This is a genomic window from Agrobacterium sp. SORGH_AS_0745 (assembly GCF_030818995.1).
In the GTDB taxonomy this organism is placed as follows: Bacteria; Pseudomonadota; Alphaproteobacteria; order Rhizobiales; family Rhizobiaceae; genus Agrobacterium; species Agrobacterium tumefaciens.
The window spans coordinates 153010-176603 of the sequence record NZ_JAUTBI010000004.1 but is presented as its reverse complement, the minus strand read 5'-3'; the positions used below and the strand labels follow the sequence as shown (position 1 = coordinate 176603).

Sequence of the window (23594 nt, the reverse complement as noted above, 5' to 3'; positions counted from 1 at the left end):
GGTCAGCCTCCCAATGCCTTGCGCATGTTCTGGAGCCGGAGCTTAACCTCGGCCGCTTCCGCGTTCTGGCAATTGGGCGTCTGCCGCAATGCACCCGGGTTGTTGCGGCACTCGGTAATCGTACGGGACAGCAATTCGGTGTCGGCGACGAACTCGTCCACCGTATGAGTTCGCTCCGCCTCTTGCGAACAAGCCGACAAGAGCACCAGGGAAAGGACGATGAGGGTGCACTTCACTTTAGCGCCGCCTTCATATTGTCCATCCGTTGGCGCCAGTCCTCCGCCTTGCGCTGTTCGTCGACCTGGTTCTGCGCCTGCTGCACCATCCTCAGCCCCTCCATCCGCAGGACGTCGGTCTGAAGAAATGCCTGTTCGGCCTGCAGCCGAGCCTGCAGATCGGCAATCTCTTTGGCGTCGCCAGCCGTGGAAATCTTTCCCCGCAGCTGATCAATCCCGTCGATGCGCTTGGTCGCGGCATCGTAGATTTGCTCACCAAGGCTCATTTGCCCGGCATTCTTGTTCTGAAGCCGGGACAATTCCTGAGCGTAGAAATCATCGGCGTCAGTGCGGTAGGTCGAGTTACCTTTCAGAAACCTTGAGGCGGAATCACCGAACACGCCGGTGCCGTTGCCTTTGAGCAATCCCTCGATGGCAGCGAAGTCGGAGGGAAGCGCCTTGCGGATCGCCGGATCGTTGAGAACCTCGGCGACATCCGCCATATCGGTCAGCTTGTTGAGCGAGCCATAAAGCTGCCGAGCCTGGCCGATCTGCTCATTGAGCGCGTCGAGTTGCGACTTGAGCTGCGCGATGCTCTCGATCTGCTTGGCAATCGCAGCCTGATCGTTGACAGGAATCCCCTGCCCTGACGCGCCTTCAGCAGCAAGCATGAGCACCGCGCTGAGCAGTACGCCATGAAGTCGATAGGAAGTCATCAGCTAGCACTCCTTCGCTGTTGGAAAATGGGAAGCCAGTTCTCGACGTCGTCTCCAACCTCCGCGCGGATCGCGTCGAGAAGTTCGACATTGGCGGTCCGGCCGGAGAGGATGGCGAGCTCGTCATCGAAGCCGTTGAGATCGAGCTCGGCAACGACGCTGTTGTGTCCTTGCTTCAACACGAACCTCCGGCTTTCAACGGAAAGCTCGCGCGCTATCAATTCGTATTCGCGCTCGGTGAGCTTGAATCCATCGACATAGTCGGCATGGTTGCCGCGCGAGTTGGGCAGGAAGATCTGTGTCGGGCATTGCTCGATGATCGTGTGCGCGATTGGCGAGTTCAGCGCGTCGCGTGGGCTTTGCGTGGCAAACAGCATCAACCCATTTTGTTTGCGGATGGTCTTCAGCTTGTTTTGCGCAAGATCGCGGAACCCCTCGTCCTGTAGCGCCTTCCAGAATTCGTCGATGACGATGATGATCCGGCGGCCATCGATCATCTGCTCGACGCGATGGAAGAGATAGGCCATCAGCGGTGTGCGAATTTCCTCGTTGTCGAGGAAGTCGGTCATGTCGTAGCCGATGAACTTCCCTGATCCGCCGAAATCCCCAAATCCGATATCTTCGATGACATTGTCGAAGACCCAGCCGAGCGGCCCTCCCTCCTCCCACCGGCGGAGCCTCGCCGCGATACCTTCTGGATCCGTATTGTTGAGGAAAGCCCGCAGCGCCCCTATTGTCCGTCGCTCAGCGGGCAGGTCGGCAAGGCCGTCGATCGCGCCGGAGATGTCGCGAAGTTCGGTGACAGTCAGTTCCCGCGCCCCTGAACCCACAAGCTTGCCGATCCAGCGCGCCAGGAACACCTTGTTCTCCGGCGTCAGGTTGAGGGCCTTTAAGGGAGCGCAGCCGGTGGGGACCCCGTTCTTCAGCGGCAGGTAGGTGCCTCCGGCGGCGCGAACATAAAGGTCCGCGCCGCGATCCTTGTCGAAGAACACCACGTGCGGGTCGTGTTTCTCGAGCTGTGACAGCATAAAATTGACAATCACGGTTTTGCCCGCTCCCGACGGACCGCACATGAAGGTGTTGCCCAGATCGCCATAATGGAGATTGAAGTAGTAGGGCGAGCCTGAAGCGGTCTTGAGCAGGGCGACGGCGCTTCCCCACTCATTGCCGTCCTTCTGTCCGATCGGATAGGAATGGAACGGTGACAATGCTGCGAAGTTCTTCGAGCTGATCGCGCCTGAGCGCGCGCGGTAACGAAAATTGCCCGGAAGTTGCGCCCACCATGCCGCTTCGAGGCCAAGATCCTCACGCGCAACGACAGCGCCGCCATTGGTCAGGCTGGCGCGAACCTTTGCCAGATTGTCGGTTAATTCCTTTAACGTGGTCGCAAAGACGGAGAGTGTCAGGTGATGCTCGCCGATCACGAAGCGGTTGGACTCCAGGTCGTCCATCGCATCGTCAAGTTCATCGATTTGCGAAGCCGCCTTGTCGCCGCTGCTCACCAACTGGTTTTGCTTACGCCCCATGATGACGCGAGCGTCCGCCTTCGACACAAAGCAGAACGACTGTGAGAGAATGAGCTCAAACGGACTGTTTAGAACTCCGTCCAGCATGCCTGTCCTGGTGCGGGCTGGATATTCCTTGAAGCTCAGCATGCCAGCAAAGCGGCTTTCTGCCTCATGCCGGATCTCGATCGTTTCCCGACCTATGATGACGCGATCAGAGTAAATTGCCGAGGCGACGCGACCTTCGGTAAGCGGCACACGCTCACGCCTCCCGCCGACGAGCTGGTGCAGCACCTCGCTCGGTTCAGAGAAGAGCATGCCTTCCTGTTCGTAAAGAGAAAGGACCCGTGGCTCAAAGCGCCTCAAGCCCGCCACTACGTTGACGACTTTGTCCTCAAGCTGTTTCAGAGCCTCTTCATCCAGCTCCATATCAAGTCGTTTTGACCGTCGAAGGTACGACAGCAGCTTGCCCGCCTTGTCTGCAGGGCCACGCGCTGGCGACCAAAGGACGGTCAGATAGAGATCGTTGCGGAAAAGGTGCTCGCGCGCCATGCGTTCCCGGTATTTCTCGTTGAGCGAGGCGGAGAATGGCGTTGCGAACGTTCCGCCCGGATAGTCGCTATCCCTGCGCCGAATGAGATGGGTCCAGATCGCGAGCCGCTCATCGGCAATATTTCGATAGAGCGTGTTGAGGTCGCGATGGAGCGCGTTGATGTCGAGCAGATCAGCAGTTTCGAACGATACGCCTGCGAGCGCGACCATGACCATGAGTGTCCGGGACTCGAGCGCGATTGTCGTCTCGTCGATGTGCCGCACGTAAGGGATAAAAGCCTCTGGCGTGAGTTCGCGTGATCTAAGAGTGGCGATGTCAGGCAATTCCAATATCCCTTTCGTCGAAGCGGCGTGTCAGTCTCAGAGGGGAAAGTGTTGCCCCGCCCCAATAGGCACCGTTGCGTGAACGGCCGCGTGTCTCGACCCAGGCGAGCAGGATGCGGAACATGTTGTGATCGTGCTTGACGAGCGCTTTGAAGATGAGATGGAAAACGATGCCGACGAACGCGTAGGCGATAGATCCGGCGACGATGTAGAGGATCGTCGTGACCATGATGTTGAAGCCCATCGCCTCCATCGTGACACCGGCAATCATCGCGGGACGCGTACACGCGATGAAGAGTGTGTCTTCTTCGAGAACCGTTTGTCCGCCCACCATCCTCAGGCTCCGACGATGGTGTTGACGAGTTCGGTGGCGCCAAAGATGCCGCCAATTCCGATGATCCAGAAGCCCGCTCGCCTCAGGTCCATGTAACCAAACATCCAGGCGATGCAGATGACGATGACCGCAATCACGGCGAGAAGCTTAGCAATGTTTCCCGTCAACATGTCGACGATGTTCTGCAGGACGGTTTCGATGCCGGCGGCTTGCGCGAAGGCGGGCTCAACCATCGTCACTATAATGGCGGCAGCCATGACGGACGAGGCGACGACGGGTCTGATCCGGGAACTAATTATCATTCACTCTGCTCCAATTCCAATTGATTGTCTTGAAACACCAGGACGGATGAACGGCTTCGGGTCTTGAAGACGTCCCACGCGGACGCCGCCGAGATCGCGTGTGCTTCCCCCGGAGTGTTTTCCGCCACCACTTCGGCAACGACGTCTGCTTGGGAAGAATTCGCCGACACGTTTGTCTGCAACCCTTTTCCCGTGTCGCCGATTGTAAATCGAGCCACTGTCGGTCCGAGCCGTTCGATTTCGCGGCGAACCTGATCGCCATAGTTGACCACGCCCCCGACCGACGGATCGTCACGTCCATAGCAGGATTGCAGCACCTGCTCGGCCCTGGGACTGTCAGCACCCTCCTTCACCGAGAGGCAGCAATAGCCGTCGGATGGCGTCGCTGGAGCCTTCAGGTTAAGGCAGCGAGCGAAAGCGGCTGGTATCGAGAGGTTCAATCTCCACAGTTCTTCCGGCCCGACCCCGTCGGGACCAATGTGTATGTCATGGCATGTTGCCTCCGAGGATGCGGCGACTTCGATTACATCGGCCTTGGTCGCAGGTTGCCGCCCGAGCGGTGCACGGCTGTTGATCCTGATGGTGAACGGAGCGCACCGGCTTTCGGGGCTGACCACACCCGCAAGAGCCTCCGATGCAACGAAGGGTGCGCAGGTCTGCGCAAGATCTGAGAAGACAACGGGCATGTCAGAACCACACCCTCTGCGTGCCGACGCCCTCAATCGTCACATCGACGTATCGAGGTTTCTCGCGGACCAGGGGTCGCGCCACGGTATTGGCCAGGCATTGGTATCGCCCGTCTACCCTTTGCCACCTCGGTGACGTGACAGAGCCTTTGTTCGGATCGCCACCGTCTCGATCTCGCCGGCAAAAGCTGTCGCTCACGGCTTGCAGTGACGTGGAAATGCACGTCGCGTCACGTCCCCTGGGACCGTAGCCAGCAGATAAGCGGTAGCCGGCGTTGCAGTAATATGGTTCGTAAAAAGGGCGAGAGGTCTGAAAACCCACGCCCGCGCAAGTTGGAAACGAACGCCCTTTTGCCAACCACCTCCAAAGCTTCTCGACGGGCGGCCTGCATTCGCCATACTGGGTCGGACCGCCGGGATTGGATAAGCACAGGATAACCTGGCACCCCCATTCGTCGGCACGAGCGCTTCGCTCCGAAATGGTATAGAGTGAAACGAACCCTGACGCTGCTATGATCATTCGAAAGAAAAGGCCCTTCATGCCCCCTACTCTCCGTCTTCCTAAATGTCCGCCTCAACTGAACGGCGACTCGTCTCAATTATTTGACTATGCAAATAATAGATAGTTAAAACGATGGCAAGCAATTTAAGTGAAAGATGGCAAAGTCAGGCCTTGTCCGTTTTTGCGGTGCGTGAAATCCTGGAGAAGCCGATCGACGGTGAATCGGCGCAGTCGCGCATCAAACAGATCGGCATGATGAATATTCTCTATCTGATGCACCAGGCGCATCAGAAGTTAACACTCTCAAATGTAATTGATATTACCGGCATGACGCGTGGTGGGGTGATCGAAACCATTGAACTCTTGGTCCGACGGGGCATCCTTACGGAAACGCTGGGAAGAAACTCAATGGGACGAGGAACGGCTCGACAGTTTGAGTTTTCCCCGCAGGTTTTTGCCGCGCTTGGTGGTGCCGCGGCGGCCGGAAATGCGTGATTTTACCAAGCATGTTTTATACAGTATTTAATGTGGACGCCGTTTTACATTAAAGGGTCGGCATGTGCCGTACCGCTCACCAGCATTGTCGCGGAAGATTTTCGCTGCCGAGGCATACTGCCGAGTTCACCCCGGCGGTCTGTGCCTGAAACAGCAGCCTCGGTCTGGCCCTCTGCCGGAGGAATGGCGCGAGGCCGGCATCAAGAATTTGCTGGGGCGACTGATCACGGCGATACGCCAATCCTGTAGTTTTGTCGGGCCGGCTGCGGAACGGATGGTCTGTAGCGGGGTTATTCTCTGACAGAAACAAGCAGGGTCGGTCATCTGGGCTCGAGCTGCTCACCAAGGAGATCAACATGGACCTTCCGCAGAATACGGTCGTTGCCGTTGCCGATGGCGAAAAGCTTAGCCTTTTTCGGAACGACGGAGATGCGGCGACTGTCAATCTGACAGCGTTGCCAGATCCGGCGATCGACAGCTCGAAGATCTCTTCCGGCGCCCGACATTCCAGTAGCTCGGCTAATCCCGACGATAGCCAGCAAGACGAAGACGGGTTTGGTGCAGGTGTTACGGATATGCTGAACAAGCAGGTGCTTGAGGGCAAGATTAAAAGTCTGGTGATTATCGCGGCACCGCGCACACTGGGTGAGATGCGCAAGGGCTACCATAAGTCGTTGTCGGAAGTTCTTATTGGAGAACTGGATAAAGATCTGACTGGCCATTCTGTACAGGATATCGAGAAAGCACTCGCTGTCGCTTAAATCCTGCATCTAAACGGCGTTATCGGCCCCGCCATCCCCGGCGGGGTTTTTGCTTGGCGCTCGTTGGAAATGTAGAGAATCGGCAACAATGTAGTGTTGCCAAATTTTGCTAGACTGTCCCTGACAAGAACGACGCCACGACTTCTTGCTTACGTCTTATTTCAGGAGATGGCGGGACTGATCTGAATAGCCGGTACGGAGGCGCAAAGCTGACGTCACTCCCGAAGTTGGCCCAAAGGGGAAAAGAAAGTGGCATGTACTCCGACCGTGGGGGCGAAGAGACCACAATTGCGCAACTGCGTCTGAGCGAGGGAACAAACCGGACGAAATCTCCGTTGCTCGTCATAATTGTTCATTTGGAGGCGTGTGATGAAACTCAAGCTGGCTCTAAGCGTGATTCTGAGCGTTACCTTCACGGCAACAGTCGCGGAAGCGCGGACTCAATTGCATCATTACGGTACCGTTCCGGTGACGGGTGACTACATACGTGAGATCGCCTATCGGTCAGCACTCGACAGATGCAGTTTTGAATCTTACCCATCATACCACCCCGTCGGTATTTATGCAGGTGCGTATGGCTCTCCCGAAATGCGCAGATGCATGTACCGTATGGGTTTCATCTTGGAAAATGGTGAGCCTCTCGCATACCCCGTGAGGAAGGCGAAGTACCTGCTAAGGTAACAAGACGCCAAAATATGTAAGATTGAAGCGACTGACAGTCACCGTTTCAATCACGATGTTTACGGCCCCGGTTCCTCATCAAAAAGGAGCCATTTTGGTTTGCCGAGTGAATCGCGTATTGAAATCCGGCTTCCGAATATCGACTTTCAGGATAGCCTGGAGGTCGAAATGATCTACATTGTCATCGCGTTATGCGCGCTCGTAACAGCATTCTTTGCTTGCCGGTACTATGCCGCCAAGATTCTGCTTGTCGAACACGATATCGACAAAGCTATCGCACGGAAATTTGAGTCGAGTGGGAAGGCTATTGAGCTCGCGAAACTTCGAGAAGAAAACGCAGTGATGCGAAACCTTTTGCTCGACCTTCTGGAAAACGAAGTGGCTTTTCCGGTGCAGCAGGCAACGGTATCAGTCGACGACTTATTCAGGATGAAAGCAACCAAGATCCAAAGGTATCGCGAGATACTGGCCGAATCCCGGCACGTCTTGCAGCAGCGTGAGGCCAGTCGCGTTTCCGGGCTCTCAAGCTCACTGAAGAGTACCGAGCGCAGGATGTAAGATTCACCATACACTCAGCGAAAAATTGCAAGAAACCGAGCAACGGGGATGACGGAAAAGCCGACGGCAACCCTTCTTGCAGCAGAGCGTCTCCTGTCGGCCCAAACCGGTCATTGGCGGCCCAATGCTACAGCGCAGTTTTGCGCCCTCATTCCAGTCATAGACACCGTGTCTGCCCGTACCTAAATGCAGACACGGCTTTACATCCAGGTGCTTGCTGCTTCCGCTCGCACGAGTAATCGCTACGGTTTCGGGGAAGGCATCCCGCGGCAATTGACGGTGCGAGATGGCTGTTATTCCCCCTATCAGCAAAAACGCTACCCTCACGGGTGACGATGGCGGCAGTGAAGTTGCCAGCGCAGCGTTTGTATGGCACCTCGTTTACATGCCAAATTTGCAAACGACATAAGGAGGCGACGGTGGGAGACGAAGTTTGGGGGACGTTAGTCAAAGAATTCTCTGACGTTCCAGACGCGTCGGCCATAACTCGCATCACTGTGCGCCTTGTGATCGCGGCGGTACTCGGTGGCGTTCTCGGGTTCGAACGCGAGAGCAAGGGCAGAAGTGCTGGCTTGCGGACTCACATGTTGGTTGCCGTGGGTGCTGCGCTTTTCGTTGTAGGTCCACTGCAGAGCGGCATGGAGATCGGCGATCTGTCACGGGTACTGCAGGGTGTCGTTCAGGGAATAGGCTTCCTCGGCGCGGGTGCTATCATAATCCGCTCGGCGCGGCGCGAGGTAGAAGGGCTCACCACGGCGGCCAGTATCTGGGCGACAGCCGCGATCGGCGTGATGGCCGGCCTGGGATTGGAGGTAACTGCCGTCTTATCGACCGCGATCGTCTTGGTCATTCTCGCAGCTGTGCCTCACATCTTGCCCACGCCATCCGAGACGGACTCAAAGTCTAGTGGGGAGAATTGACCGTAGGACGACAGCGAAGATATTTCGGCCTCTTTGCCCCTGCCCAGAAGCGAAGCGGACATGCGGCGACCACCTAAAGTTCATGGTCACGCCACAACCGACCAATCCCGCAGGTCAGTGGGCGTCACGCCCGACGCGCACGAACGCTCAGCCAATGATCATGGGGTTTTCCGACGCACCGACGGACCTCGCTGACGATCCAGCCGGCTTCGGTAAGTTCGGACCGCAAGGCAGCCTCGCGCCAGTATGTCTCGACGTAGCGCCGCGACGCTAAAGCACTGCCGTGTGTGGACACATCCTCGCCGTCGCCCTCTCTAACCGAGGCGTGGAGTCGCCCACCGGTCCGGGTCGCCTCGGCAAGCCGTCCAAGCACCGTACCGAAATCATCGCGCGCGACATGAATCAGGCAGGCACAGGCCCAGATCCCGTCATAGGGCGTGCCGGGACGCTGTGGGTCGGCCAAGTCTGCGGTCAGCGGGTCCAACAGGTCGGCCTCGAAGCCACTCCCGCGAAGCAGTTTCACGAATCCCTTCGAAATGTCGGTGCGCCGGACGCTAATCCCTCGCTTCTCAAGCTCAAGTGCATCTCGCCCGCCACCGCTTCCGATCTCCAGCACCCTGGCAGAGCCACCCAGCTCGGTCACGAACACATCGATCTCTGTCGCGACCCATCCGGGCATCGCTGCGGCCTCGGCAGCGTACTCCGCCGCTACCGTATCATAGGACCGCACGGTCTCCCGGTCAGTGCTCATCCTAGCGCTCCTCCTTCAAAATAACAGACTCGATCAGCGAGAGGTCCATCAGCCCGCTACACTTCGGCTGTTGGTGACATCACGGGCGATTTGCTCTCCAGCTTTAGCAGAAATTCCATCAGAGGCACCACCGACCGACATGCGAGCGCATTGCTGCCGGGCGGCAATGCGCCTTCGTTTTGGTCGTTCGGCGCTCCTGCGGCTTTTCCACAAAGCGGACCTGCCTTCTGTGCTTCCGCCCGGTCTACCAGCCAGAACAAGATTGACTTAATGGAGCTTTGAATGGTCGAATGCCTAATCGACGATAGACTCGGCTACCTGAATCCCATCTGCAGCCTCGCCAGCGGTGACCGGAACATCCGGAAATTTTACAGTGCCTGACATTTCGATCATGGCCAAACGGCAGCGGCGAGCAAATTCGTCGTCTGAAGTGCCGGAAAGATACTGTGCGGCGGCGTAGAGTCGGTCGGTCGACACTAATCCGTATGACATTGATGTGGCCGAGGTGATGCACTTGTCGGTGAACTGATCCGCGCGCTCACCCGGCTTCGTCAGGCGATAGCCGTTTCCGAATAGAATGCCTTTGGCCGGCTGACTGACTTCCTCGCGCTGCAGGTCTTCGTGCAGGTTGGTTGACAGCTGACGCAGCTTCTCGATGTTTACTGCCTTGTTGTCCTTGCCTTCAGCTTCACCGAGAAGGCGGCCTTCCGCGCTCTCGAAGACTGCATCGAATTCCGATTTCCCGTCCTCATATGGTTCTGCTTTGAAGCCGAGCACCGTCAACGCGGTGATGACCGCCGCCTCCAGCGGCTTGCCCTTCTCGAATAGCAGCGCGCGCAGCTGTCCTGCGTCCTTTAGCTGGTTGGATAGATCATCCTTCACGCGCTGGGCCTTCTCCAGTTCTGTCTCTGCCTGGAGCAATTGCTGGCGAAGCTCGACCTCACGGGCGAGTGCAAATTCCTCAGCCGACGCCCATTCGGGTTGCGGCGTTTTCTCACCGTCGCTGGCAATTGCCTTCGATAGAGCGACAATCTCCCCAATTAGTGACGCGCTGAATTGCTGGCCTGCTTGAGACCAGACCCAATCGCCATCTTTATTTTCTTCGCTAAACTCGTCCCGGTCGAAATCCATGTCGGGAAGAAGCAGAAGCGCACCGGTGGAGACCTTGCTTCTCAGAAAAAGCCCCACGGGGATGTGCCCGGTATGTGTTTGAACACACACACCTTTGCTCGTTATTGGCCAGACGACGTTATAACGTGAGGCTTTTCCAAACTTTTGCCAGTACGCCGCGAACAATTCTTGCGTGCTTTGGCTGAGCGCCATTGAAGATCCCTGCGTCGCAGTCCATTTGGACGCGACCGGAAGCGCATTGTAGCTTGTGCATAATTCGACGTGTCGCGTGACCTTTTGATTGCGACCAGTCCCGGAAGTGGATTTCGACCCGGTCGCGACATACACCTCGGCAGGCGGGGAAAGAAAGGCAACAACCAGTTTGCCCGCGTCTACAGCCTGCGTGATTTCCCTACGCCAGTGCGCGCACGCTTCCCGGAGCGCAAATGATTTGTTGTCATTCAGGCAGAGTTTGCCGAGATATTCGTCATTGCCATATTCGTAGGTAGTGATCTGGGAAATATTGGGTCTGAAGAGGACGATGTCCCAATCTAGGAGCGAGTTTTTATCACTGAAAGTTGCGCTCTCGATGTTGTCCCCTACCAAGTCGAATCCGACAGTCAAAATTTTCTTAGGCATGCAACCCCGCCGTCCCGTTGATGGCTCCGAATGTACTTCCGGCCAAACACCCATTCAAGATTGGCGGTTGCGGTCATCCCCGAAATTGTGACCTTTGAGGGTAAACCTTGCTACAGCTGTGTGGTGGTCAGTGTGTTGCTTTGCCCAGCAATCTCACTCTGACCGCGTTCAGCCCAGTCATGCCTAAAAAGTCGCGACTTGATCACAGGTTAACCTGCCCAGACTAGGGTCATCGTTCCGCGCCGAAAAGGGGGGCAAACTTCAACGCTAGTAACAGCTCCTTCTGGCCCCGGCATGCGCCGTAGCACGCGTGACTACGGTGAGTGTCGGCTTACTTGCGTCCGCCGCCAAGGAGCCGGCATTCCGCTCCCGGCCCCAAGTCAGACTGCCCTTCCTTGAAGCGAATGTCCGCTGTTGGCGCACAGGTGACGTTTTACGCCGCTGCGAAGCGTTGCCTGCTTTCAGGCGCGTCCCATGATGGCCTCTGTGACCGACACGAAGGCGCTTTGCCGACTGGGCGGAGCCGACCCCATTACCGCCGTTCACTATGCGGGCTGACTTCCCGGAAGCAATCATCGCGGGGGGGCCTTAGCTGTAAAGGTAACGACGCATGCAATAGAGCAGCGTTGCCATTTCCGCGTTCTCGCGCAAGTCGATCGCGCGCCTGAAGAGGAACCGATGGGTCGCCTCGTCGACGCCATTGGTTAGCTCGCATTCAAAGGTGAACCGATGCGTCTGTGAGGATCGGCTGGTTTAGCGAACGAAAGCTTCCGTGAACTTAATGCGGGCCAACGACCGATTGAAGCCGCTTTGCCAGCTTGCCAGACCCGATCCCATTCTGGCCGTTTGGCGCCAGAACGCCAACGCCCAAAAGCCGCCGCGAGCAGCTAATCCAAAAGCTTGCCTTGCGCTCCGTCTTCATGCCGCGCTCGCAGCTTCCCCAAGATCTCGTGTGAGAAACATGACGGTCGCCAAATCGAACGTTCCTCTGGGAAACTCTCCCAGATTGTGCCACTCGACACGAGCATCGGCGGGCGTGCCCTGGAAAGTGGCCTCAGTATTGGCCGAGAGGGCCGAAGCGCTGTAGGGAATTAAGATCCTCTGCCTCATTTTCGTGGTTTACTCTGGGCCGGCGGTGAGCCGAACTTGCGGGAATAGGCGCGGGAAAATGCGGCGGCGCTGCCGAAGCCGACCCAGGCGGCGACCGATTTGACACTTCGTCCGGCGCGCAGTTCTGCTCGTCCGAGCGCCAGGCGCCAGCCATTCATGTAGGCGATAGGCGACTGGGCAACGGTTTGCGTGAAGGTGGAAATGAATTGTCCGCGCGACATATCCGCTATGGCGGCAAGGTCCGCAATCCGCCAATTTCGCGCCGGATTGTCATGTATGGCCACAAGGCTGGGATGCAGTGCGGGGTGCGCCAGACCCGCCAGTAATCCCGCATCGACCGTGCCGATCGCTATTGCCTTGCGGATCGCAAGCACGACGATGATCTCGCATAGACGCGCCTCGATAGTACCGCCACCACAGCGGGCGACCTCGACTTCGGCCACCATCAGTTGAGACAAACCGCGCAATTCCGGTTCGTTGGCCAGTGAAAGGCACAATTCGTCTGGCAGTGCACCGACCAACGGATTGGCACTACCGCCAAAATCCACTGTGGCGCCAGCGCATATAACTGCGCCATCCGGCAGCAACGCCGTGGATCTGGCGCGATAAAGCAGATGGGTCGGTTCACCTGCGCCATGGACATTGATGATCAGGAGGTTAGCGGCTTCAGCACAATCGCAACGTGATGCGCCAAGATGAAAGGCTTTCAGGAAAGCCGTCAACCGATCATGTTTTCGCCCGGAATCTGAACTTTCAGTCATGTATTTCCTCCCTTTCCTGATCGCAAATCTTGTATCCTCCTTGAGCGAAGCACGCCAGCACGCCTAAACAGACAAGAGACAGCATGACACAGGATTCTGCAGCCAAATTTGACGCCTCCCGCGCAGGGGAATACGCACGACAGAGCAGGATAGCGCTGGCCGGATATGACGCCTGCCACGAGCTTTCCGCCTGCATGCTGTCTGCAGCTCTGGGCGAAGGAACGTCGGCACGGGTGCTGGTTGTCGGGGCTGGCGGTACGGCGGGCGAAATCATCGCCGCCGCTCGGCTGGAACCGCAATGGTCCTTTGTCGCCGTCGATCCTTCAGCACCGATGCTCAACCTTGCACGCGATCATCTGGTCAGGGCCGAAGTGTCTGACCGGGTGGAGACCGTCCTCGGAACCGTCTCCGATCTGGATAGTGCTCCATCGTTTGACGCTGCAATCATGATCGGCGTGCTGCACCATTTGCCAGGGAACGCCGCAAAGCAGGATGTTCTGGCGCAGATTGCAATGCGGCTGTATCCTGACGCGCCCCTGATTGTGGCGGGGAATTATCGGGCGTATGCCTCTCAGCCCCTGCTCATGGCAGCCTGGGCAGCACGCTGGCGTATGAACGGCGCCGGGCCTGAAGAGGTCCAGGCCAAAATGGGCAAGATTCTGCAGGGTGCGGAGCCACCCCGATCGGAAGACGAGGTCATTTCGTTGCTGGAGGGCGTTGGTTTCAACCAACCGCTTCGGTTTTTTGCAAGCCTGTTTTGGGGAGCATGGCTTGCCCGACACGTGGGGAACGCTAAGTGAGCGCCATGATCTGCTCGATTTGCAGACAGTTTGGATCAAAGAGACAAGTTCACTCTAAGCCATCCGGTATTGGCAAATTGTCAGCCCGAACCCCGATGGCTCAACGTAACGCCGGGGCGAAAAACGCCGTATGAGCACACTCGCGCAGCTAGAGGATAGCTTTCAGGCATTCGAAGCGACAACGCGAGCGACTTGAACGAAGGCGTATATCCGGAAAAGGCCGATGCGCCGAAATACACGGTCCCGCTCGGCTCGGTGCCCTTGGCTCATATGATAAAAATCGGCGAGGCTGCATGCAACCTCGCCGTATCTGGCGGTTGACTTGCGCGTTCTATTTACGCGTAAAATTCGGGAGCCTTCTTGAAGTTCGCCCAGGCGTCAGGGTCATGGCCGGTGACGACTGTTGCATCATGCTTTTCGGCATAGGTGCGGAGCTTCTGAACAGAACGGACCGTGTCAACGGTCGAGGCAAGGAAGCCAGGCAAAGCCTTCTCTTCCCAGTGGTCCAGTGTGTAGGCAGCATCGATCGTCAGGAGAAGCGGTTTGCTGTTTGGCAGGCGCACCAGGAAGGACTGGTGGCCTGGCGCATGACCGGGCGTGAAGATCGTGGTGAGCGTGCCGTCGCCGTAAACGTCGTAATAATCGTCCTGCGTACCGTTGAGGAACTGCCACTTCAGACCCGGCTTGTCGAAGTCCTTGCGGATATAGCCGCCGCCAGCAAACCAGTCGGGCGTAAAGGCATACTCATATTCAGAGCGCTGCACGATGTGGGTTGCGTTGGGGAAGCGACCGATGGCGCCGGTATGATCGAGATGCAGGTGCGACTGCACAACATATTTGACATCGGCCGGATCGAAACCAAGCGCCTTGATCTGGTCAACGCAGCCCTGGTCCTTATCCAGCACTGGCCAATAGACATCGCAGATGCCGCCCCAATGGCCACGCGGATCCGTTGCAACTTCAATCGCGTTGCCGCCGTCGATCACGGTGTGCCCAGCCGGATGGGTAATCAGGAAAAACGGAACGGGGATCTCATAGTCCGCACCGTTCCCCTGGTTCATCTTGATGTTGTGTACCTTGCATTTCAGCGTACCCGACTGAAGCATGTAAAGTCTGATATCGGTCACTCGTTTTCCTCCCTTGGAACTGAAGATATTGCTGTAAGAAATGGGTCAGAACGCCTCGCGGTAGAGCGCAAGCGCATCCTCTTCGCGGACTTCGACCGGATTATTGACCAACAACCGGCTCTGTTTCATTGCGTCGGACGCAAGCATGGCGAGCGTGTTGTCCGTCACGCCGACATCGCGCAGACGCCGCGGCGCGCCGCTTTCGTCCATCAGCGTTTCCATATGCTGAACGAACGCATCCGAACGGGTTGCCGCATCCCCTTCACCCGGGACACCCAGCACGTCGGCAAGCTCCGCATAAAGCGACGCTGCAGCCTTCGCGTTAAAGCGTAAAACCGGCCCCAGCATGAGGGCATTGGAAAGCCCGTGTGGCACGTGATAATGGCCGCCCAAGGGATAAGCGAGCGCGTGGACGGCGGCCACCGGTGAGTTGGCGAAAGCTTGACCAGCCAAGGTCGCACCCAACAGCATGCCTTCACGGGCTTTCCGGTCGGCCCCGTTCCTGCAGGCGGCGATCAGGTTTGCACCGAGCAGCCGCAGTGCCTCGCGCGCCAGAGCATCTGATAGCGGGTTCTTCTTGTGTTTGCTGGTGTAAGCCTCGATGGCATGCACCATGGCATCGATACCCGTGGCAGCCGTATGGACCTGCGGCAGTCCCACCGTCAGTTCAGCATCCAGAAGAACGAAATCAGCGTAAAGCTGCGGGGAAACGACCCCCATCTTGGTGGTTTCGCCCGTGGTGATGATCGAGATGTTTGTGACTTCCGAACCTGTACCGGCCGTGGTCGGCACCAGCACGAGCGGCAGGCGTGATCCTTTTACGTTGCCGATCCCGTACATGTCGGCAAGCGTCTGGTCCGAGACCAGAAGGACAGCCACGAGCTTGGCGATGTCGAGCGAGGAGCCCCCGCCAAGACCGATGACGATATCGACCCCGATCTGCCTTGCGGACTCGACGCAGTCGGCAACGATGTGCTCTGGCGGATCAGCAACGACCTTGTCGAAGATCGTGACGTTAAAGCCGCTGGCCGCAAGAGCGTCAGCAATCGGCTTGATGAGGCCGGCCTTGATGAGACCTGCATCGGTAATCAGCAGCGCCTTGCGCGCCTGAAACCTGCCGGAGAGAATCTCTCCGAGACGCTGGGCGCCACCCCAGGCAACCTGCATGGAGGGAACGGTGCGGAATTCGAAAGGGTTGATGGTCATCTGATCCTCCCAGCGTGATCTCAGCCGATGGCCGAGCACAGGTATTTGATTTCAAGATATTCTTCGATGCCGTAGTGCGAGCCTTCGCGGCCCAAGCCGGACTGCTTCACGCCACCGAAAGGTGCGACTTCGTTGGAGATGAGGCCTGTATTGTGGCCCACCATGCCGTATTCGAGCGCTTCTGCGACACGCCATGTCCGGCGGACATTCTCGGTGTAGAAATAGGCCGCCAGACCAAATTCGGTGTCGTTCGCCATGGCGACCGCTTCGTCTTCCGTCCCGAACCGAAAGAGCGGGGCGACGGGTCCAAAGGTCTCCTCACGGGCAACCTTCATGGCCTGGGTTGCACCAGTCAGAACCGTTGGTTCGTAAAACGTGCCTCCACGAGCATGGCGCTTTCCGCCGGTGACGATCTTTGCTCCCTTGCCAAGGGCATCAGCAACGTGATCCTCGACCTTTGCTACGGCATCCTGGTCGATCAGTGGACCGATCAGAACCCCAGGTTCGGTGCCCTCACCGACGGACAGGCTTTCGACCCTTTTGACCAGCTTTTCCGCGAATGCGTCGTAAACACCATCCTGGACATAGATCCGGTTGGAGCACACGCAGGTCTGTCCGGCATTGCGGTATTTCGACACGATCGCGCCCTCAACGGCCGCATCCAGATCGGCATCATCAAAGACGATGAAAGGCGCATTGCCACCAAGTTCCAGCGACAGTTTCTTGATCGTCGGGGCCGATTGCGCCATCAGCAGACGACCGACTTCAGTCGATCCGGTAAAGGAGATCTTTCGCACCGTGTCGCTTTCGGTAAATACCTTGCCGATATCGCGTGCGGCGCCCGTCACCACCTGGAAGACACCGGCGGGAACGCCCGCTTCTTCGGCGAGAACACCCAGAGCAAGTGCGGTGAGAGGGGTCTGCTCAGCCGGTTTGACGATCATCGTGCAGCCTGCAGCAAGTGCCGGGGCCGCCTTGCGGGTGATCATCGCGGCCGGGAAGTTCCATGGCGTGATCGCGGCGCAGACGCCGATCGGCTGCTTCAGGATGGTAATGCGCTTGTCCGTGGTCGGCGAAGGAATGGTATCGCCATAAACACGTTTGGCTTCCTCCGCGAACCATTCCACGAAAGATGCCGCATAAAGGGCTTCGCCCTTTGCTTCCGCAAACGGCTTTCCCTGCTCGGCAGTCATCAACGCACCAAGATCGTCAGCGTTTGCCACCATGAGATCAAACCATCGACGCAATATGGCAGCGCGGTCCTTCGCAGCCCGGCGGCTCCACTCGGAAAATGCCTTGCCTGCTGACTCGACTGCAGCTTCAACCTCATCTGCCGACAATGAAGGAACGTGACCGATGATCATCGAGTTGGCGGGATTTTCCACCGCAATCGTCTTGCCATCCGCGGCTTTCAGCCAGCGACCATCCACCAGGCAGGCATCACGCAACAGCGCCGCATTTTTTAGCTTGATCATCGACCTCTCCCGCACTATAGTTCAACTAATTGAACTTGAATCATTAGAGTGAACTATGGGCCAAAGGGGCCAAGTGTGTCAAGGAAGGTGCATGGCTGAAGATCAACAATCGTCGCAAATATCAGACACTGTACCGGCACTCAGACGCGCCGTGCGTATTCTGGATCTTGTGGCAGGTTCCCCGCGGGACCTTACAGCCGCCGAGCTGACACGCTTTCTGGATTTGCCCAAAAGCAGCGCGCATGGCTTGCTTGCGGTGATGACTGAGCTTGATCTTCTGGCGCGATCTGCCGATGGAACCCTGCGTATTGGACCCCACTCGCTCAGATGGGCGAACGGCTTTCTGTCGCACCTCGACATCGTATCGACATTCAACGACCATCTCGCCCAGCGCCACGACCTCGATCCCTACACGGTGACCCTCACCGTCCGCGAGGGTGGCGAAGTCGTTTACATCGGCTGTCACAACTCGGCCCAGCCTCTTGGACACACGTTTCGGATCGGTATGCGTCTGCCGGCGCCATTTACGGCCACCGGGAAGATCCTCCTGTCCGATCTGGGGCCTGGTGAATTGAGGATGCTGTTCTCTCAGTTTCCACAGCCTCTGACATCAAGGAGCGTTGCTGGCCTTTCGCAGCTTGAAGAGGAACTGGCTTTGACGCGCGCTCGCGGCTACTCCATCGACGATGGTCAGATCCGCGAAGGTATGCTTTGCATTGGCGCAGCGATACGCGATTACTCGGGAGCCGCATCTGCCGGCATTGCAATCAGTCTGATCCGCAGCGAAGCCAGCGACGAAAAAATCGCTAGCCTTGGTGAGGAGCTTCGCACCACTGCCAACGCGCTTTCTGAAAAGCTTGGGTACCGATCGCAGAAAGATTAGTCGTAACCTGTAGGGGTATGGTCGATGCCGACGAGCCCAGCTTTGCTGTATGCGCCAGTGCACCGGTACCCCAGCTAGCCCCCGTGCCGAGTATGGCTGCGCCTGGCGCACTCCGGATCGAAAACAAAAAAATACATCGTTGATGTGTTGAGCGCCAAGGGAAGGGACCTCGGTCCGGAGATGCACGATTCACCGTCTTACCTGATGCCCAACTGGAACGAAGCCGAACAATCAGTGGTCCATACTGGCCGCTCTGGAGCCAGAGCTTGTGATCACAGGTCGTGGCTCTCCGTTACGGTGCGAAAACCTGCGTGCGCGTCTCCACGAACTTGCCAATAATTTCTCGGCAATTGCAGCGCCAGAAGGCAGACCGTAGGTTCTCTACCCGGCGAAACATGGCAAGAGTGGAAACGATGCCTATCGTTAGATCGAGGAACTCGAGACGACTCCTTCGGAGCGTGTCCGAGGTGTCGCGCCGGCCCGGATAAGGCGGCGTCTGTAAGCTCAGGCCTTGCTCCAGCCGATATCTCGGCAAACGCAGTTGAACTGGCTAATATCCGGTCATCTCCAGATAACCTTGTCCTGACGTGCTTCCATCAAACTCTATTGGCCCTTCCCAGTAGGCGGTTGACGTCGCCATCCAGGCTTTCTCGTTCAGGGGCTTCGTTTTTATGTCGAGGCCACGGCTGGGTATCTTCACGCTCCATTCGACCGGAATGCTCTTTCCGTTGATATCCGCGGTCCGCAACGGACTGAGCAAGACGTCTTTCGGATCGACGGGAGACGGCCTGCCATCGGCGGAAATCCAGTTGGCGGAGATGTAGCCGCTTTTATCGTCACGCAGACGGAAGGCCATGAGTTTTTCGCCGGATGCAAGGTGAAGGGAAAACCAGTCCCATCCCGTCTGGCTCGAGGCTAGCGGTTGCGACGACCATTCCCGATCGAGCCACGCCTCGCCCGTTACCTCATGGGTTTCACCATCAAGAAAGACGCTGCCGCTGACACGGTAGAATGGCTGGGAGTAATAATAGCTTGCCTGGCCCTCTGCCGATTTGACCGAGTAGCCGTTGTCCCCCTGACGCACCAAAGGCCCGTGGGCCTGAAGTTTCAGACGATATCGGAAGCTCTCGCCACTGGCGTTCAAATCAAGCTGATCGAGGTCGTCCCGTGCATTGTCAGCTCCTGCCTTCATTTGCCAATTGTCAATCCAGGCGTCGAAGGGTTCGCCTTTGACCCCCGCCTGTCCCACGCCTCCCCGCGCGAGCCGTTCGGCAACATGGTGACGGCTGGCAGTCGTGACGGCTGCGTGGCCAATCCAAATTTGAGGGTCGGACCATCCGGGGCGCTCGACAGGTTCAAGCGCAGAACGAAAGAGTGTCCATTGGACGCCCATGCGCTGTCCATCGGCCGTCTGCAGATTTGCAGTGACGTACCACCACTCGATCCTGAAATCCGGATGCGGCTTGTGGTCTTTTGGAAAGACAAGTTCAACGCCTCGTGTGGGAATGCTGAAGCCTTCGGCATTTGACCCGAGGCCCGCAAAGCCCTGCCCTATGACCGGCGTGGGCAAGGAAGTGCATGAAGCGCAAAGGAGCAGGAGGACGGCTTTAGCGTTCACTGGCGAATATCCTCAAAAGATCGGCCGGCGCGGTTTTAGCAAGCCGTCGAACAGGGATCAGGACCGAAATGATGGCGGCGAGCAGGGCAACAAGACCCAGCCTCAGCCAGTCCAGCGGAAACAGGATCAGCGGCAGCCGCCATCCGAAAGCCTCTACATTGATGATTGCCAGCAAAACCCAAGCCAGTCCCAGCCCAACAGGGATGGCGGCAATGAATGTCACAAGCCATAGAGCAAGAGTTCGCAGGACCTCCAGCATCGCAAGGTCGCGGCGACGAAGTCCAAGTGCCCAGACAGGAGCAAGCTGCGGCAGTCGAAGCGAAGCGAGCGTAAGCTGGCTCGAAAACATGGCAAAACCCGCCACCGCGAGCGTGAGCACATTAAGCGCGCCGGTGACCGCAAACGTCTGTTCGAAGATTGCAGCAGACTGCCGTTTCAGCGAGGCCTGGTCTACAATATTGGCTTCGGGCAGGCCGAACTCAGTCATGAGGCGTTGTCTGAAGCCCGCAACCTCCTCTGGCTCCATGCGAAGGCCGTATCTCAGCTTTTCAATGTCCGGGTAGTGCTGGACGAGGGCATCAAGACCAATGATGATCTCGCCCCTCGGATTGCCATAGTCGGAAAACACCCCGACGACCCGGGCTTTCCAGCCACCTGGCATTTCTATCTCTGCGCCGGGCGACGCCTTTCCTGACCTCCAGAACTGTTCGTTGACCAGTGCACCCTTCCCGCTCGCAATCTCGTCCCATGTTGCGGGCGCACCTGAAATCAACGGCCAATGATCCCTGTATGTCGCATCGTCAGCGACGCCGAAGATGCGGACGTCCTGCCCCGAAATTTTCCCTTCCGTACTCCAGATGGGTAGAACCGCCCTTGCATGGTGTGGAAACCAATGCCGCAGACGCGCAGCTTCAGCCTCGTCACGGGCCGTCACATAGACCTCTGCGGCCAGGCGCTGATCGAGCCATCCCACAAAGGTTTGCCTGAAGCTTGAGACCATGGTGCCGACCCCGATATTGGCCGACAAAGCGAGCAGCAATGCCATCAGCGCCAGGGAAAGACCCGGCAGTTGCTGGCGCGTATCGGCGAAAAACCAGCGGGTCAGTCCCTGTCCGGAGATGTGTTCGGCCGCTCTCATGCCCAGTGCCAGCAAGGTTGGAAGAATGAGTGCAGCGCCCAGAAGAAGCGCTGCAAGCACTGCGAAACCTGAAATGAGCCCGCCGCCCAGCAGCACAAGCGCGCCGGATACAAAAAGCAGAACCATCCCGGCGGCCGCCTGATGGAGAAGACTTTTCGTGGACACCATCGCCCACGCCCTACCCTGTGCCGTGGACAGTATCGGCATCCGCCAGACGCGGAGGAGATGTTGAAGCGAGGAGAGCCCGGTCCCCACCAGCGCCATTGCAAGGCCGGCGATCCACCATTCAGGCCGCAGCGAGAGTGAACCGGCAACACTGGCCCCGTAAAGGCCACGCAGGGTCGCGGCCACGCCCGGCAATAGAGCCGATGCGACAACGTAGCCGACGACAACGCCCAGCGCTCCCGATACCAGCGCAAAAAGCGCGGTTTCGATAACCAGCATCGCGGTCAGGGAGCGAAGCGAGACCCCGAGCGACCGCATGGTCCTGAACGACCCACGCCGTTGCTCGAACGACAGGCCTGTTGCCGAATACACGATGAAGAGACCGACAACGAAGGCAAGAAAACCAAATGCGGTCAGGTTGAGATGAAAACTGTCCGTGAGGCTTGCGACGTCGGGCCTGCTTCTTGCCTGTTCGAGGGAAAGTTCAGGGGCTATGTTTCCGATCGTCGGAAGATCGGGGTCTTGCGATGGCGAAACGATAAGCCGGCTCAGTTCACCATTGCGTTTCAACAGGCGGTCAGCCGTGGAAATATCGACAAATGCTGCGCCGTCGGGGAGATCCGCTCGTGCCTTAAGGGAAAGGCCAGAGGTATCTTTCAATGTGGCAGCCGTTGCAGGCGAAACGATCATCTGTCCGGGCGTCTGGACGAATTCCACCAGCGCGGACGGATCAGATGGTGCAGGCACCATTCCGTCGGATGGCATGGTCAGGGGGTCGATGCCGATAAGCCTGATACGCGTCGTACCAAACCTGTAATCGCCTTCAATGATCGGAGAGACGTGCAAACCTGCCCTTCGAAGCCGGGCATATGTTTGCGAGGAAATTCTGCCGCCGTCCTTTGCCACCAGTTGATCCAGCTGGTTTTGCGCCAGGACCGAGGCCGCCCGGTCATAACTTGCTCTGGCTTCGGCATTGATTGCCTGGACCGCGCACCAGAGGCCGGTTGCAAGCGTGACGCCGACAATGAGGGTGAGAAGCTGAAGCGGTCGGTAGCGCCAGTGTGAGAGCAGCGCCCGGAAGGCGGTCCAGTTCATTGCGAAACCTTCCCGCCACTCAGCGCGATACGCCGATCGAGTTTTACCGCCAGCCGGCTGGAATGGGTCACCAAGAGGAGTGTGATCTGCGCGGACTTTGTCAGTCTCAACATGATATCGATGACGATATCAGCCGTCGCCTCGTCGAGATTACCTGTCGGCTCATCGGCAAGAATGAGGGGCGGTCTTGCCGCAAGCGTACGTCCGATCGCCACCCTTTGCTGCTGACCGCCGGAGAGCTGTTCGGGATAGCGTGCAAGCAGCTCTCCGATCCCCAGCGCCTCGACCAGGCTTTTTTCCCAGACCGGGTCGAAACGGCCCGCCAGCCGGGCGTGAAACGAGATATTGGATCCGACATCGAGGCTCGGAATGAGATTGAACTGCTGGAAGATTAAGCCCACCTCCCGGCGTCGGAAGCTCGCTCGACCGGCCTCGTCGAGATCGGTTATTTTCCGACCCCTCACCGTGATGATGCCACTGTCGGGCAAATCAAGGCCGCCGGCCAGATGCAAAAGCGTACTCTTTCCGCTGCCGGATTCCCCCGTCAGGGCAAGACTTTCGCCGGCTTCAAGTGAAAGGTCGACGCCGTTCAGGACCGGGATATTGCCTTCGGCTGTCTGGTAGGATTTCTTGATGCCGGAAAGTGAAAGGACCATGGCTCTTCGATCTCTGCTTCGTCCTATATGGACCGATATGCTGGCGGATCTCAACCGGTTTAGATACCGATATTCCACGCGCAGCCTAAACGACCGCACCGTTTCTGGCTGTAAAGTCGCCCTCCCCTCTGGCGTCTACCCCCTCCCGTTCCGAACGTGAGATGGCACCCGACACAAAAAACACTCGCCGTCGCCTTCCGACAGTCATGGCGGCTCTAGGGGGCCGCATTGACCGACGAACTACATGATCAACGTGACGGTTTATGTCGCAGCGCCTTCGATCATTTCTGAGCCGGGCAAAAGTGAGCGGCGTGGTGCTGAAGGCAGCCGAGGCAAAATTTCCTCAAAACTTGGGAGTATCCATGTCAGTCACGGGCATCCGATCACGTTGGCTCACATGCCAGGCGCATACAGGCTTCACCCTGTTGAAAAATTGTCCTATGCTGTGGAAACATGACAGGCTGTGTGCATCCGGACGGCGAAGGTCGCCAAGGCAGTGTCCGGCCACA

Annotated in this window: 23 protein-coding genes; 7 read left to right on the top strand and 16 right to left on the bottom strand. The window is 57.8% G+C overall.

Annotation, left to right across the window (positions count from 1 at the left end):
* Nucleotides 1-2 precede the first annotated feature (2 nt).
* Genes QE432_RS24490 through QE432_RS24460 form a run of 7 tightly spaced genes read right to left on the bottom strand, consistent with a single transcriptional unit; the run spans nucleotide 3 to nucleotide 5175 of the window.
* A complete protein-coding gene (locus tag QE432_RS24490; RefSeq protein ID WP_003517253.1) occupies nucleotides 3-236 on the bottom strand; it encodes an EexN family lipoprotein in 234 nt (77 codons plus the stop codon).
* Entirely contained in the window at nucleotides 233-931 is a 699-nt protein-coding gene (virB5, locus tag QE432_RS24485) for a P-type DNA transfer protein VirB5 (RefSeq protein ID WP_306627233.1), read from the bottom strand. The genes QE432_RS24490 and virB5 overlap by 4 nt, the downstream gene beginning before the upstream one ends.
* On the bottom strand, nucleotides 931-3312 hold the full coding sequence (locus QE432_RS24480) for a VirB4 family type IV secretion/conjugal transfer ATPase (RefSeq protein ID WP_306627231.1): 2382 nt from the start codon (nucleotides 3310-3312) through the stop codon (nucleotides 931-933). The genes virB5 and QE432_RS24480 overlap by 1 nt, the downstream gene beginning before the upstream one ends.
* Nucleotides 3305-3646, bottom strand: coding sequence for a type IV secretion system protein VirB3 (locus QE432_RS24475; RefSeq protein ID WP_013637408.1), 342 nt, complete (start codon nucleotides 3644-3646; stop codon nucleotides 3305-3307). Before QE432_RS24475 ends, QE432_RS24480 begins: the two co-directional genes overlap by 8 nt.
* Before the next feature lie 2 nt (nucleotides 3647-3648).
* Nucleotides 3649-3948, bottom strand: a complete 300-nt coding sequence (locus QE432_RS24470; protein ID WP_035200925.1) for a TrbC/VirB2 family protein — start codon at nucleotides 3946-3948, stop codon at nucleotides 3649-3651.
* Complete coding sequence (locus tag QE432_RS24465; protein WP_035200926.1) at nucleotides 3945-4634, bottom strand: VirB1 type IV secretion protein; 690 nt, start codon at nucleotides 4632-4634, stop codon at nucleotides 3945-3947. Before QE432_RS24465 ends, QE432_RS24470 begins: the two co-directional genes overlap by 4 nt.
* A 1-nt stretch (nucleotide 4635) precedes the next feature.
* Nucleotides 4636-5175 carry a hypothetical protein gene (locus QE432_RS24460; protein ID WP_035200927.1) on the bottom strand — a complete coding sequence of 180 codons (540 nt, stop codon included), beginning with the start codon at nucleotides 5173-5175 and terminating at the stop codon, nucleotides 4636-4638.
* Nucleotides 5176-5268: 93 nt separating this feature from the next.
* Here QE432_RS24460 and QE432_RS24455 point away from each other — a divergent pair, with 93 nt between their 5' ends.
* From QE432_RS24455 to QE432_RS24440, 4 genes are all read left to right on the top strand, one after another.
* Nucleotides 5269-5631 carry a transcriptional regulator gene (locus QE432_RS24455; protein WP_035252472.1) on the top strand — a complete coding sequence of 121 codons (363 nt, stop codon included), beginning with the start codon at nucleotides 5269-5271 and terminating at the stop codon, nucleotides 5629-5631.
* Nucleotides 5632-5987: 356 nt separating this feature from the next.
* Complete coding sequence (locus tag QE432_RS24450) at nucleotides 5988-6392, top strand: host attachment family protein (RefSeq protein WP_112402678.1); 405 nt, start codon at nucleotides 5988-5990, stop codon at nucleotides 6390-6392.
* Between the two features lie 849 nt (nucleotides 6393-7241).
* Entirely contained in the window at nucleotides 7242-7631 is a 390-nt protein-coding gene (locus QE432_RS24445; protein ID WP_025591457.1) for a hypothetical protein, read from the top strand.
* A 419-nt stretch (nucleotides 7632-8050) separates the two neighbouring features.
* Nucleotides 8051-8551 carry an MgtC/SapB family protein gene (locus QE432_RS24440; protein WP_306627228.1) on the top strand — a complete coding sequence of 167 codons (501 nt, stop codon included), beginning with the start codon at nucleotides 8051-8053 and terminating at the stop codon, nucleotides 8549-8551.
* A 124-nt stretch (nucleotides 8552-8675) separates the two neighbouring features.
* Here QE432_RS24440 and QE432_RS24435 read toward each other — a convergent pair whose 3' ends face one another.
* From QE432_RS24435 to QE432_RS24425, 3 genes are all read right to left on the bottom strand, one after another.
* Nucleotides 8676-9302 carry a class I SAM-dependent DNA methyltransferase gene (locus QE432_RS24435; RefSeq protein WP_112402681.1) on the bottom strand — a complete coding sequence of 209 codons (627 nt, stop codon included), beginning with the start codon at nucleotides 9300-9302 and terminating at the stop codon, nucleotides 8676-8678.
* Nucleotides 9303-9596: 294 nt separating this feature from the next.
* Nucleotides 9597-11051 (bottom strand): hypothetical protein, encoded by a 1455-nt coding sequence (locus QE432_RS24430; protein ID WP_236763183.1) that lies wholly within the window; start codon nucleotides 11049-11051, stop codon nucleotides 9597-9599.
* Nucleotides 11052-12157: 1106 nt separating this feature from the next.
* Nucleotides 12158-12922 carry an AraC family transcriptional regulator gene (locus QE432_RS24425; RefSeq protein ID WP_112402684.1) on the bottom strand — a complete coding sequence of 255 codons (765 nt, stop codon included), beginning with the start codon at nucleotides 12920-12922 and terminating at the stop codon, nucleotides 12158-12160.
* An 83-nt stretch (nucleotides 12923-13005) separates the two neighbouring features.
* Between QE432_RS24425 and QE432_RS24420 the strand changes: the two genes are divergently transcribed.
* Nucleotides 13006-13722 (top strand): class I SAM-dependent methyltransferase, encoded by a 717-nt coding sequence (locus tag QE432_RS24420; protein ID WP_112402685.1) that lies wholly within the window; start codon nucleotides 13006-13008, stop codon nucleotides 13720-13722.
* A 335-nt stretch (nucleotides 13723-14057) separates the two neighbouring features.
* On the opposite strand, the gene attM is transcribed toward QE432_RS24420, so the two are convergent.
* The 3 genes from attM to QE432_RS24405 are packed head-to-tail and all read right to left on the bottom strand — an operon-like array spanning nucleotide 14058 to nucleotide 17530.
* Nucleotides 14058-14849 (bottom strand): AttM family quorum-quenching N-acyl homoserine lactonase, encoded by a 792-nt coding sequence (gene attM, locus QE432_RS24415; protein ID WP_003517310.1) that lies wholly within the window; start codon nucleotides 14847-14849, stop codon nucleotides 14058-14060.
* Between the two features lie 45 nt (nucleotides 14850-14894).
* On the bottom strand, nucleotides 14895-16055 hold the full coding sequence (locus tag QE432_RS24410) for an iron-containing alcohol dehydrogenase (protein ID WP_145167136.1): 1161 nt from the start codon (nucleotides 16053-16055) through the stop codon (nucleotides 14895-14897).
* Between the two features lie 20 nt (nucleotides 16056-16075).
* Entirely contained in the window at nucleotides 16076-17530 is a 1455-nt protein-coding gene (locus QE432_RS24405) for an NAD-dependent succinate-semialdehyde dehydrogenase (RefSeq protein ID WP_306627223.1), read from the bottom strand.
* A gap of 55 nt (nucleotides 17531-17585) precedes the next feature.
* Here QE432_RS24405 and blcR point away from each other — a divergent pair, with 55 nt between their 5' ends.
* A complete protein-coding gene (gene blcR / locus QE432_RS24400; protein ID WP_306627221.1) occupies nucleotides 17586-18413 on the top strand; it encodes an IclR family transcriptional regulator BlcR in 828 nt (275 codons plus the stop codon).
* Between the two features lie 550 nt (nucleotides 18414-18963).
* Here the strand turns inward: blcR and QE432_RS24395 are convergent.
* From QE432_RS24395 to QE432_RS24385, 3 genes are read right to left on the bottom strand one after another with little or no spacing between them, the layout of a single operon-like run.
* Nucleotides 18964-20031: a lipocalin-like domain-containing protein gene (locus QE432_RS24395; protein ID WP_306627219.1), complete on the bottom strand. Its 1068-nt coding sequence runs from the start codon at nucleotides 20029-20031 to the stop codon at nucleotides 18964-18966.
* Nucleotides 20021-22429, bottom strand: coding sequence for an ABC transporter permease (locus QE432_RS24390; RefSeq protein ID WP_306627217.1), 2409 nt, complete (start codon nucleotides 22427-22429; stop codon nucleotides 20021-20023). The genes QE432_RS24395 and QE432_RS24390 overlap by 11 nt, the downstream gene beginning before the upstream one ends.
* On the bottom strand, nucleotides 22426-23085 hold the full coding sequence (locus QE432_RS24385) for an ABC transporter ATP-binding protein (protein WP_065660657.1): 660 nt from the start codon (nucleotides 23083-23085) through the stop codon (nucleotides 22426-22428). The genes QE432_RS24390 and QE432_RS24385 overlap by 4 nt, the downstream gene beginning before the upstream one ends.
* A 244-nt stretch (nucleotides 23086-23329) precedes the next feature.
* Between QE432_RS24385 and QE432_RS24380 the strand changes: the two genes are divergently transcribed.
* Nucleotides 23330-23542, top strand: coding sequence for a hypothetical protein (locus QE432_RS24380; protein WP_306627215.1), 213 nt, complete (start codon nucleotides 23330-23332; stop codon nucleotides 23540-23542).
* The last annotated feature ends 52 nt before the right edge of the window (nucleotides 23543-23594 follow it).

Coding starts and splice junctions, on each gene's coding strand:
- QE432_RS24435 (WP_112402681.1), bottom strand. CDS start 9,302: ATGAGCACTGACCGGGAGACCGTGCGGTCCTATGATACGGTAGCGGCG.
- QE432_RS24410 (WP_145167136.1), bottom strand. CDS start 16,055: ATGACCATCAACCCTTTCGAATTCCGCACCGTTCCCTCCATGCAGGTT.
- blcR (WP_306627221.1), top strand. CDS start 17,586: ATGGGCCAAAGGGGCCAAGTGTGTCAAGGAAGGTGCATGGCTGAAGAT.
- virB5 (WP_306627233.1), bottom strand. CDS start 931: ATGACTTCCTATCGACTTCATGGCGTACTGCTCAGCGCGGTGCTCATG.
- QE432_RS24445 (WP_025591457.1), top strand. CDS start 7,242: ATGATCTACATTGTCATCGCGTTATGCGCGCTCGTAACAGCATTCTTT.
- QE432_RS24380 (WP_306627215.1), top strand. CDS start 23,330: ATGATCAACGTGACGGTTTATGTCGCAGCGCCTTCGATCATTTCTGAG.
- QE432_RS24455 (WP_035252472.1), top strand. CDS start 5,269: ATGGCAAGCAATTTAAGTGAAAGATGGCAAAGTCAGGCCTTGTCCGTT.
- QE432_RS24450 (WP_112402678.1), top strand. CDS start 5,988: ATGGACCTTCCGCAGAATACGGTCGTTGCCGTTGCCGATGGCGAAAAG.
- QE432_RS24390 (WP_306627217.1), bottom strand. CDS start 22,429: ATGAACTGGACCGCCTTCCGGGCGCTGCTCTCACACTGGCGCTACCGA.
- QE432_RS24460 (WP_035200927.1), bottom strand. CDS start 5,175: ATGAAGGGCCTTTTCTTTCGAATGATCATAGCAGCGTCAGGGTTCGTT.
- QE432_RS24470 (WP_035200925.1), bottom strand. CDS start 3,948: ATGATAATTAGTTCCCGGATCAGACCCGTCGTCGCCTCGTCCGTCATG.
- QE432_RS24465 (WP_035200926.1), bottom strand. CDS start 4,634: ATGCCCGTTGTCTTCTCAGATCTTGCGCAGACCTGCGCACCCTTCGTT.
- QE432_RS24425 (WP_112402684.1), bottom strand. CDS start 12,922: ATGACTGAAAGTTCAGATTCCGGGCGAAAACATGATCGGTTGACGGCT.
- QE432_RS24405 (WP_306627223.1), bottom strand. CDS start 17,530: ATGATCAAGCTAAAAAATGCGGCGCTGTTGCGTGATGCCTGCCTGGTG.
- QE432_RS24475 (WP_013637408.1), bottom strand. CDS start 3,646: ATGGTGGGCGGACAAACGGTTCTCGAAGAAGACACACTCTTCATCGCG.
- QE432_RS24385 (WP_065660657.1), bottom strand. CDS start 23,085: ATGGTCCTTTCACTTTCCGGCATCAAGAAATCCTACCAGACAGCCGAA.
- QE432_RS24430 (WP_236763183.1), bottom strand. CDS start 11,051: ATGCCTAAGAAAATTTTGACTGTCGGATTCGACTTGGTAGGGGACAAC.
- QE432_RS24420 (WP_112402685.1), top strand. CDS start 13,006: ATGACACAGGATTCTGCAGCCAAATTTGACGCCTCCCGCGCAGGGGAA.